The following is a 10,233-nucleotide window of genomic DNA, read 5'->3' on the forward strand; positions in this document are numbered from 1 at the left end:
CCTCCTGGAGTACGTGTCTTAGTCGACAACCTAATTGTACCATATGGGGGGGTTCCTTTTTTCTATGTTTTAAAAAAGTTGATTTATCAGGTGTTAAACACGACAAATAATTATGAAATTGGCTCAGGTATTGTCGAGTTACTCATCTAATGCCTCCATGAAAGACATTTTCCAATCATCAACTTTGTCAGGATTATCAAACCAGTATTCGTTTAATAGAGGAATGATTTCATATTCAATAATTTCTAATAATTGAGTCTCTTCAAAACTTTCTATATCTAATGTGAGGTAACTATGACCGACTTCAAATCCTTTCCCAAGAGAAGGGTCTTCTCTAATTGAATCATTCAATTTAAGAATTTCTTTTCTCAAACGTTCTGCCTTCGGACTGCCTAAAGCTCTAATTTGATTAATAAATTTAGTATTCTCGAGTGCAGGCAACACGTCGTAGAATGCAAAACGTCTTCTTAATGCATAGTCCATCATTGCCAAACCTCTGTCAGCAGTATTCATCATACCAATAATATACAAGTTTTCAGGTACATAAAAATAATCATCACTGTATTGCAAAGGAATCTGATAGTCTTCTCCACGCTTATCAGACTCTATCAGCATAAGTAATTCCCCAAACACTTTACTAATATTTCCTCTGTTTATTTCATCTATGATAAAGAAATAGTCTTCTTGAGGATTAAGTTGTGCTCTTTCTACAAACTCTTTGAAAACACCATCTTTTAATAAAAAACCATCGCTATCAATAGTCGGCTTTATTCCTTCAATGAAATCTTCATAACTGTAACTTTGATGAAACTGAATCATTTTAACGTGTTCAGAGCTTTTCTTTTCAATGAATGAATAAGCTAATCTCTTTGCAATAAATGTTTTACCTACGCCTGGAGGTCCCTGCAAAACAATATTCCGTTTTCTTTTTAGCAAATTAATGATTCTTTCATAAGTTGAATCATCAATAAAGACATCTTTTAAGAAGTCATCTTTTGTGTAACTGACTCTTTTTTTGAGATTAACTTCTTGAAAATTATGACCATTGAGAAACAAGTCAAACTGTTGTGGTTCATCATTAAAAATAAAATTATACAGATTTTTTCGCCACGCTGGTCTCTCCATACTGATTTTCCACACAGGATGAGCGTAAGTATACAGATACCAAGGTCTTGCGGCATCAAACTCTTCCCATATGATACTGACAAACCCTTCTTCTAAATTGACTTCTTCAATTTCTCCTCGGGCATAAAAATAGTAACAACTGATGGACGTTTTAGTACTTCTTTGAAGCGGAATATCATAATATGGGTAATTATGCTTTTTAAGTATTGCTAAGCCAACTTGATCGCCTACCTCAGCTTCCTTGAGAACATCAAACCCATCTTTCCACTCACCTGTTTCAAGTGATTTGAACACAGTATCTTTGTCGCCTCTTAACACATAAAACTGTGAGTTGGTATCCGTAGATTTGTCTTCAGATACTTCTTTTGTAGCTAAATAATAAGGCTCAAGTTTTTGGTAAGCATCTAGTAAAGCATCTATTAATACATGCGCATGAGAAAAATCCTCTACTTTGCCGATATCAATTTTCAGCTGTACTTTTCTTATTTCTCTATTTTTAATCGCTTGTTTTAAAAAGCCCGGCTCTTGATTATCTGGCACATAGTGTTGTCCGTTTTGTGTTTCAGCGACATAATATAAACCATCAGTTAAAGGTATATCTAGAATTTGATTTTGACGCAAAATGTCCTCCTCTTCTTTTGCATGGAAATTCAAAACATTAACTTCCATCACCCAATTAAGCTCATCTGACTTTTCAGCATCTGAAAGTGCCAGAGCGATAGCGGGAGAGTTTTTATATTCTTTATTATCTCTTAAAAATGTCCAGAAATAAGCATGACCTATCTGTCCTTGATTAATCCAACTAGGTACTTTGTCGGGTAATTTATCTGTAATATGTGGTATTAACAGATGAACTACTTTCTGAAACTCTTCTCTAGCGGACTGCCCTTTTTTCTTAAACTCAATCATGTCGGAGGTGTTAGAATCAGATTTGGCAGGATCCTGATACTTTTGACCATGGTATTGTTTGAAATCATAAAAAGCTTGATAATTAATAGTGCTTTTTTCAGAGGTGTATGCTATAGCCGAAAAAGACGGAAAATCAAAGGCTTCAGAAACTGAATCAGTAAGAAAAGTATTTATATCAGTAATTAATTCCAAATAGTTTTCCCCAGAAATAACTGTGTTTAATAGGACATCGTAATCTTTCTCAGGGTTAATCTGATCATACTTTTGTTTGATTAAGCTACGCACATTTGCATCTAATGTCAGAAACTTTCTCGGTTGAATCCAGAAAAGCGCCATTGTCATATTCCATTTAATATAAGGAACAGTTATAGACTCATTGTATAAATTAACGAAGTGTTCACCTAAATTATCAATACCTTTAGTAATTGCTAGTTCAAATAACTCCCACAATCGTTCAGTACTTCCGTGTCCTTTGTTTGACATAAACAAAAATTTCTGATTATTGGAAAATGGGATGCCTTGATAGTTTTCACTATAGACAGGAGTATTTAAGTTGAAATGAGTTTTTAAGTTTTCAAGCAGTTGTTTTTTATTATCCCAAGTTAAATTACGATTGATAGCTGAAAAAACTGAGAAAGGATCGAGGTTGCTACTGCTTATCCATTCTTTTCTGAAAGGATTGGTTAGATTTAGGTTATCAAAGGTCTTCTGTACCAAATCTAAAAATTCTTCTTTCCTATTTTTATATTCTAAGAAAGCTGCGGCTAACTCTTCATGGAACTCTACCCAGTAGAATGAACGAATCATCTTGGATACAGCTTCCTCTAAATAATTATTCAACTCTTCAGGCACTTTAATTTTGGATTGTACAGTGGAAGACAAACCGTTTTTCTTTAATTCGTAGTAGGAAAATTGATTGCCAGATAGATAATGTAACAGCCTTAATCTGATATAACTTTCTGTACCTGAGTTGTTTATTAAATTAGAATCTTTCCAAAACTTATCATCCTTTAATCGATTTTGTTCAGAAACATCATCGTTTTCTACAACCAACTTAGCGATAATCCTCTTTACCGGGGATGAAGCATAAAGATAAACAATATCCCCTTTTTTTACTTGTCTATTCCCTTTCTTCCAATCAGTCAATCCATCTTGCTGAACTAATGCACCTTTAACATCATAAGTATTAGGGTTACTGGGAAATATCCACACTGTCATTGTATTCACCTTTCTTTATTTAAACTTTCAACACTGACAATTAAAGCCGATTATAATCTTAATATAACATAATTAAAGTTCACGCTCATCAAGTGGCGTTTGTGTATACTCCTGAAGCCAGTCGTCGATTTTAGAAATTTGTTCAAAAGGCAGTTCGTATAGTTTTGCGTAATCCGTTCTGTATTCAAATTCTTTCGTTTTAACACTCGCTATTGGGCTGTGTCCATGNCCCGTTGTCATTGAGTTCCCTCCCATCCACTTTAAATAAAATTGAATAGCTTTATTGTAACTTAGAAGGAATAAAAGAAACCAGTCAACTGATTTCAGAGACTGGCTTCTTTGCGATTTAATTAGTTTGCTTTAGCATATCTTCAGCCATCTGACGGTAGTCTTCAAGACCTGAAGACTCCGCAAACTCGGCGATTGTTATGGCTTGAGTCAACAGACGTTCAATCACGTGTGCTTTCATCTGTGACCATACGTAGCCGCCTGCTTTTTCGTAGCTGGAAATTAAGTTATCAAGTGCTTCTTCACCGAACAGCATATAGACAGCTGTAAAATCAGTTGATGTATCGGACACTTCTGCTTCGGTCCAGTCGATAATACCTGTGACTACATGGTTATCATCAATGAGTGTGTGTCCGGGAAACAAATCGCCGTGAATCAAGCCGGTTTTCTTTGGCCAGTACTCATCACTATCCACCCACTTCTGCCAGCGTATCCAAAGCTGCGGGTTCACTTCATAAGCAGACTTTATCTTAGCCATCCGTTCTCTCATAGACTCTCTGACCTCTTCGGCTGACTGAACAGTGACTCCTGCCTTTTTCGCCTGATCAGATGGCAGAGCATGCAAAGCAGCCAGGGACTGGCCTAGACTATTAATATAAGCTTCTGGCACAGAGTCACTGTCGAATGCCCAGATGGGGTCCTGCGTTTCTGGGTCAGTTGTGACAGCTGGTTTGCCCTCTAGTTGTTTATATAGGATAACATCCTTAGTCACCACTTCCCAGACAGGCACCTTGAAAGTGGACTGATGGCTGCTGATAAAATCCAAAATGTCTTTTTCTTTCAAAGCTTTCTCCAAGGCGTCTTCTCTTCTCGGAACACGACATACCCACTTCTCTCCTGAGTTATCCTCAGCGAAGAACACCTGAAAATCCAGTCCCATTGACTCTGACGAAAAAGAGTCTTCTTTTAAATGAATGCCGTGTTCAGCAGCGGTTTTGATTACGTTCTTTATGAGTGTCTTCATAATGATGCTTCCCCCATTTTGTATTGCCGTCGTATCTTTGTGCATATACAGGAATGATAAAGATAAAAAGAAGTAATAAAATCAGATAGATACATTCCTTATAAAAATATACCTCAGCTAGTTAGTCTATTTAAATAGGTTATAATTTTGTCGGCTATATCAGTTGTTCTATTCTCAATTTCCGTTGTAGTCCACTTTTTGTGATTTGCAATCTTTTGATTTTCAGGAATGTGACTTTCTTTATAGCGTAGTTTTTTATCTTTAAAATCTTTGTTGCTGATATTAGTATTTATTTTATCTAGTAGCAAAGTAGCATTACCTACTTTTGAAGTATAAATTTCTCTTTCTTCTTCCACATTAAAGTCTTTTACCCATTGGCTATTCTTAGAGGGACGTTTAGGTAAAATATGTTCGTAATGAATTTCACTGAGGTTATCTCGTATTTTTAATTCTCTTTGAAGATCTGTCGTATTATAAGTTTCTCTCAAAATAAATTTAAGGTTTTTCTCAGCTTGACCTCGTTTAACTATTTTACCTTTAATAGCTTCTTTTACCTCGGCATCACTAAGCGCTTCTTTCTTAAGAATTTTTAAAATATCTGTAAAAGACTTAGTTTCCGTATAGATATCGTTGGCTAGATCCGCAATCAATATTTCAATTGTATTTGCTCTTCTTTCCTCAAAATAAAGATTTCTGATACCTATATTTAATAAGTGTGTAGCAATGTCATTTATATCAGATAATGAATAACCTTTCATCATGCCAGCGAGCAACAGTGGAAGCTGCTGTTTTTTTATAAATAAATTTAAATTAGAAATATTTTCCCTATAGTTATCGTATACGGAACGATCTCTGTAATCTGTTAACTGAGCAGGGTTTCTAAGATGTAGATATTTTTCAGACGCCGTAAGTAAAAGATCTAATAAATTCGTCATATCTTTTCGGTTTTGTTTAGAGTACTTAGTATAAATTTTTGATAAAGCATTTTTCTTCGTGCTTTTTCCAGTTAAAACTGTTGCGAAAGCTACTAAAAAATCACTTTGGTCAAAGTTAGCTAAGTTACTTTCTATCTCATTCCATTTATCTTTTACAGCTCTTTCCTCTAAAGAAATCACCAAATCATTTTTTAGGACATAATAATTTTCAAGTTGCTTACCAGTATTATTCAGTGACTCAAACATAGCCATTGCCAGTTCGTCGGTGTCTGTCTTGATAGTAATCAAATTAGTGGCTGTAAGAATTCTATTCACCATTTTTCTAATATCATCTCGATTTAAATCGTTTTTGTCAATGAAACGATTTAACAATTGAGATATCAAATTAAAATTAGAAATGAATGTTTGAATAGTTTCATTCTCGTAATGCTTGGAATCAAGATCTACATCATCTTCAAATGATAGCAACTTATAGAAAAAGTCTTCAGTTTCTTTATCATCAAACCTTAGTTTTCTAATGTTTCCATCATCCGAAATATACTCGACTTTTTCAATGAATTGATTGTGTAATTGTTTAGCAGCTTCTAGTAAACCACGGTTGTTTAACTTCTTTATGAAGACACCAACAATTAGTAATGAAGTAATTGTCCTCTGCTGACCATCAAATATCTTAGTCATACCACCTTCTCCAGAAAGTGTAAAGAAGTTAAGCATATGAATATTTTCATCATCATAATATAAGCTCGTTAGATCATTGAAAAGTCTCTCCACTTCAGCTTTATTCCATTCATAAGGTCTCTGAGAAAAGGGAATAGTTAATTCACCAATATCAGACTCTATACCTAAGTAACCTTTCAAAGTTGTTTCATGTGCGTCGACTCTTTTCATAGTAGTTAATCCTTTCATTTAAAATTTATTTTGTGGTAAATTTTCTAATTTCGTCGTCATTTATATAATTAGAAAGGGCTTTTAGAATCTCATTCTTCAATTGTTCTTTTTTTAAAAACGGAGCCATAATAACTGGGTAATTATTATTAAGTTCAAGAAAAACTCGACGGCCATAACGTTCGTCTTTTCCTAAATCATCTCGGTTTTTAATTTTTGCTTTCATAAGTTGAGTCAGACCTAATTCATCAACTGCTTTAAAGAAATTGAGGATAAAGTGCCCGTTTCTAAATATAGAATATTTAATAATATAGTTGTACATATCAATATTTTTAACTATTAACTGAATATAGTAATCCGTCTCATTTTTTGAATCTAAATTTAAGTCATGAATATATTCGGCAGCTAGTACACATTTGTAAATATAGTTTTCCCAATCAAAAGTTCTTAGGATAATTCTATTGAAATCTTTATGAGAATGAATCATATGGCCGTACATTTCAAATAAATAATCTCTTTTTGTCATTAGTAAGGAATGCCAAAACCTACCATTCATGTGAAGCTCTCTAGGTGTATGAATATACGAGGCCATTATAGTCAAGATTGCTTCATGGAAGGCTTCATTTTTTTCTTTTTCAGATCCTCTACCCATATAGACTGGAAAGTCAGGAGCATTCTTTAAAAAAACCGTTTCATTACTAAAATATTCTTTATCTCTATCAATAGCATCATTAATAAAATCCTTAAATAACTGTTCAGATGAAGAATAATTTTCTTCTAACAATCTAAATTCCATTTTCGTTCAACCTTTCAATTGAATAAGTAAATTTATCTATAATATTTGGGGCCAATTTTTGAACTAATTTATCTATATCGTCATAGCTTATTTCAATTACGCCTCTTCTATTCAATAACTGATATATTTTATAATGTAAGTCGTTTAAACTGGTATCATCAATATCTTCCAGATATAATCCTTCTTCGTCATCCTCTACATTTTCACTTACGAACTGGTTCAGAGCTCTTTGCAAACCATTATACAAGTAGATATTCATAATATCTCTGCTTCTCGCTGTAGTCTTCAGAAGATGTCTATCTTCTTTAAATTTCAATATTATTGATTTATTAGATAATTGCACAGAAAATTCCATATCCATTTTTGGATCTACAGTTTTCTCAAATAATGCAACTCCTTCTCTTCCAGTATTCCGAATAGTAGAAACATTTGAATAACCAACAAGGCAATTTTGGGAAATGCTTATTCTGTTTTTTATCGATGAATAAAACTGATTTAGCTCAGTACATGTATCAAATAGTATTTTTTCTTTAGACTGAATATGCACTTGTGCTCTTACTTTTTCTTTAAATGTAATTCTAGATTTTGCTATAGAAACAACTTTCTGATTATTATCCAGCTCGAAAAATAAATTATCATCGGATTGTACGATTAATATAAGTGTAGCAAGTTTGTTTTCTATTAAGCTTCTAACAAATGAAGACTCAATATCATATTGAAGAGTTAACTCATAAGTATCAGAGTTGTCTATAATATTATTAATGCTAAAGTCAAAGCCACTATTGATATAGCTGTTATTAGAGTTGGTCAGTACAGGGTATGAGAATGCAGCGTCTTTGTTATATATCATTCGACTACCTCCACTTTGTATAGAAATTTCAAGTTAGAATTGTATTTGGGACCGGTCATTAGAGTGAGTAATGTGTAGCCTTCTTTAACAGGGATATCATACATTTTTGCTTCATCAAAGTTAATTCTTGATTCGCCATTAGTGATTTCAGCTATATCAGTATATAGATCCTTTAAAGATATACCTTCATCGATTTCTTCACCTTGACCGTTTATTAACTTTATACCCAGGTTTATCTTATTCCAATTGTCTGCGCCTTCAATTTCATCAAAATTAAAGGTGATAAACTCTTCCTTATCAACCACTGCTCTGTTTACTATAGCGGGGGGAAGAATATAATTGACAACCTCCTGTTGGTTCTCTTTATCAGTTTGTTTCTTTCGCGGTCGTCGCTTTTTATTTTTTTTATGATCTTTATCTCCTTCTTTTCCTCCATTTTCTCTTTCGTGTTTCTTTCTGCGCTCTTTTTTGTTATCAATCTCTAGGTTTGTCTTATCAGCTAATTCTATTTTTTCTGAATCTTTATTGATTTGTCCATCAAATTCCCAATTCAATTCATATATAAGATCACTGGTGTCAATCTCTCCATCCGGTGAGAATTTTTCACTTTGACTTTTCTCTATAACTTCTCTCAATTCTTTGGTGAGTTTAATCAAGAAGCTTCTAGCCTTTAATTTCTTATAAGGATCTCGTATTAATTCATTGGATAACGCAGTATGGGATTCGTTTTCAAGAGATTTAAGATATTCATCTTCCTCAGGACCACCAATCAATACAGCGTTATAGGGTGTTCTAACATGACTAGCGACTTTTTTATCTTCTATCTTCATGCCCACACTACGAACGATTGCTGTCCTTCCGGCAGGAATCTCCTCATTATCATCAAAGAAAAACAGATCAAAATTAAAAGTTTGACTATCATATTTCTTTGGTAAAACAACCTGAAGTTTTTGAGATTCTGTATTTAAATAAGTATGAAAATACAGTGGAAGAAATTCACTCTTCATCTCACTGATTTCAGATGTGTAGTATTGTTCAATGATTTCACTCAGAGTTTCTTTGGTTATTTTAATATGTTTCCCTTTAATATCTAGAGTTACTTCAAGATTTTTTTGTAATATAGCTATAAAAAAGTTATTGCATACTGCTTTAACCAGATTGTCTTCTTTTGTTAATTCATCACGTAAATATGGAATTATTATTTTTAATCCTCTATTATTTTTTTGAAAAACTGACGAGGAATGATCATTTTGTTTCGGAACTAAATTATCATTTGCATCTACTAACGCATAATGTCCTGTCCCTCTATAAGACTGGTTATCAATAATATGATCAAATAACTGTACTGATCCACCCAGGTGTTTGTTCCCATACTTGTCGCAATTTGCAAAATACATTAAATGAATTTCAGAAGCAGCATTGTTAGCTATCTTGCCAACTCCGTGTGAGCCCCCTCGAGTTTTTTCAGTTCCTATATCTTCATGTCTAAAATGTATGCCTTTATTGTAGGCGTAGACTGAATATGTACTGTTTTCTTTCTTACCTGCTCCATCTAAACCTTTAGTGTTGGAATCTGATGCAGTGAGGACATCCACCATCTGCTGGCTTTCTTTACTTTTCATATGTGTTACTGTCTCAGTTGTATAATTATTTCCTGGTCTTAAAGATTGAATATGTTCGAATACATCATCAATCCCAGGAATATCCTCTTTATTAACTTCAGTTACAGTAAGTGATAATTTTACAGGCTCTTTAACCTCATAATTTTTCGCATCTAATGAGTTCTGAATGATTTCGCGAATAGTACCTTCAGCATCATCCCCATCCGCTATCATTTGTTGTCTAAAACGCTCCAAAGAAGGATCAAATGTAAAAATTTCAGCGTGATCAACTTTTGAAAATTGAAAAAAATTTGTATCGTTCATTCTATCTCTTCCTTTTATTGTTAAATTAGTCTTGTATAATCATTAGATCACGTAATATGTGAAAGATCAAATAGATTTATCATTTTTCCGTAAAAATTACAATTTATTATTTAAGATAGGTCAGACTATTTTCACAAAAGATGAAATGATTAATTGGCTAATGTGCTGTATTAACAAGATTCGTTTTTTTTATAGAATATTTTTTATTAAGACTTGAATTGTAAAATTAAGCTAGACGATTAAAAAAACCATTTGTGGTACACTCATTCCAAAATTAACAACCACGAAAATTAGGAGAGTGACCACAAATGGCCTACACCCATCTTACCATGGAAGAA

6 protein-coding genes are annotated in these 10,233 nt (G+C 33.4%); all 6 read right to left on the bottom strand.

The window, feature by feature from the left end:
• Positions 1-138: 138 nt before the first annotated feature.
• Positions 139-3,252 (bottom strand): AAA family ATPase, encoded by a 3,114-nt coding sequence (locus tag ACYVLS_RS06920; protein ID WP_460322868.1) that lies wholly within the window; start codon positions 3,250-3,252, stop codon positions 139-141.
• A 346-nt stretch (positions 3,253-3,598) separates the two neighbouring features.
• Complete coding sequence (locus ACYVLS_RS06925; protein ID WP_460322870.1) at positions 3,599-4,504, bottom strand: macrolide 2'-phosphotransferase; 906 nt, start codon at positions 4,502-4,504, stop codon at positions 3,599-3,601.
• 113 nt (positions 4,505-4,617) lie between these two features.
• Complete coding sequence (locus ACYVLS_RS06930) at positions 4,618-6,327, bottom strand: DUF262 domain-containing protein (protein WP_460322872.1); 1,710 nt, start codon at positions 6,325-6,327, stop codon at positions 4,618-4,620.
• Positions 6,328-6,352: 25 nt separating this feature from the next.
• Positions 6,353-7,120: a hypothetical protein gene (locus tag ACYVLS_RS06935; RefSeq protein WP_460322875.1), complete on the bottom strand. Its 768-nt coding sequence runs from the start codon at positions 7,118-7,120 to the stop codon at positions 6,353-6,355.
• Positions 7,110-7,970 carry a hypothetical protein gene (locus ACYVLS_RS06940; RefSeq protein WP_460322877.1) on the bottom strand — a complete coding sequence of 287 codons (861 nt, stop codon included), beginning with the start codon at positions 7,968-7,970 and terminating at the stop codon, positions 7,110-7,112. The genes ACYVLS_RS06935 and ACYVLS_RS06940 overlap by 11 nt, the downstream gene beginning before the upstream one ends.
• Entirely contained in the window at positions 7,967-9,895 is a 1,929-nt protein-coding gene (locus ACYVLS_RS06945; RefSeq protein WP_460322879.1) for a hypothetical protein, read from the bottom strand. Before ACYVLS_RS06945 ends, ACYVLS_RS06940 begins: the two co-directional genes overlap by 4 nt.
• Positions 9,896-10,233: the final 338 nt, after the last annotated feature.

Source organism: Alkalibacterium psychrotolerans, assembly GCF_054784355.1.

Coding starts and splice junctions, on each gene's coding strand:
- ACYVLS_RS06940 (WP_460322877.1), bottom strand. CDS start 7,970: ATGATATATAACAAAGACGCTGCATTCTCATACCCTGTACTGACCAAC.
- ACYVLS_RS06935 (WP_460322875.1), bottom strand. CDS start 7,120: ATGGAATTTAGATTGTTAGAAGAAAATTATTCTTCATCTGAACAGTTA.
- ACYVLS_RS06925 (WP_460322870.1), bottom strand. CDS start 4,504: ATGAAGACACTCATAAAGAACGTAATCAAAACCGCTGCTGAACACGGC.
- ACYVLS_RS06930 (WP_460322872.1), bottom strand. CDS start 6,327: ATGAAAAGAGTCGACGCACATGAAACAACTTTGAAAGGTTACTTAGGT.
- ACYVLS_RS06920 (WP_460322868.1), bottom strand. CDS start 3,252: ATGACAGTGTGGATATTTCCCAGTAACCCTAATACTTATGATGTTAAA.
- ACYVLS_RS06945 (WP_460322879.1), bottom strand. CDS start 9,895: ATGAACGATACAAATTTTTTTCAATTTTCAAAAGTTGATCACGCTGAA.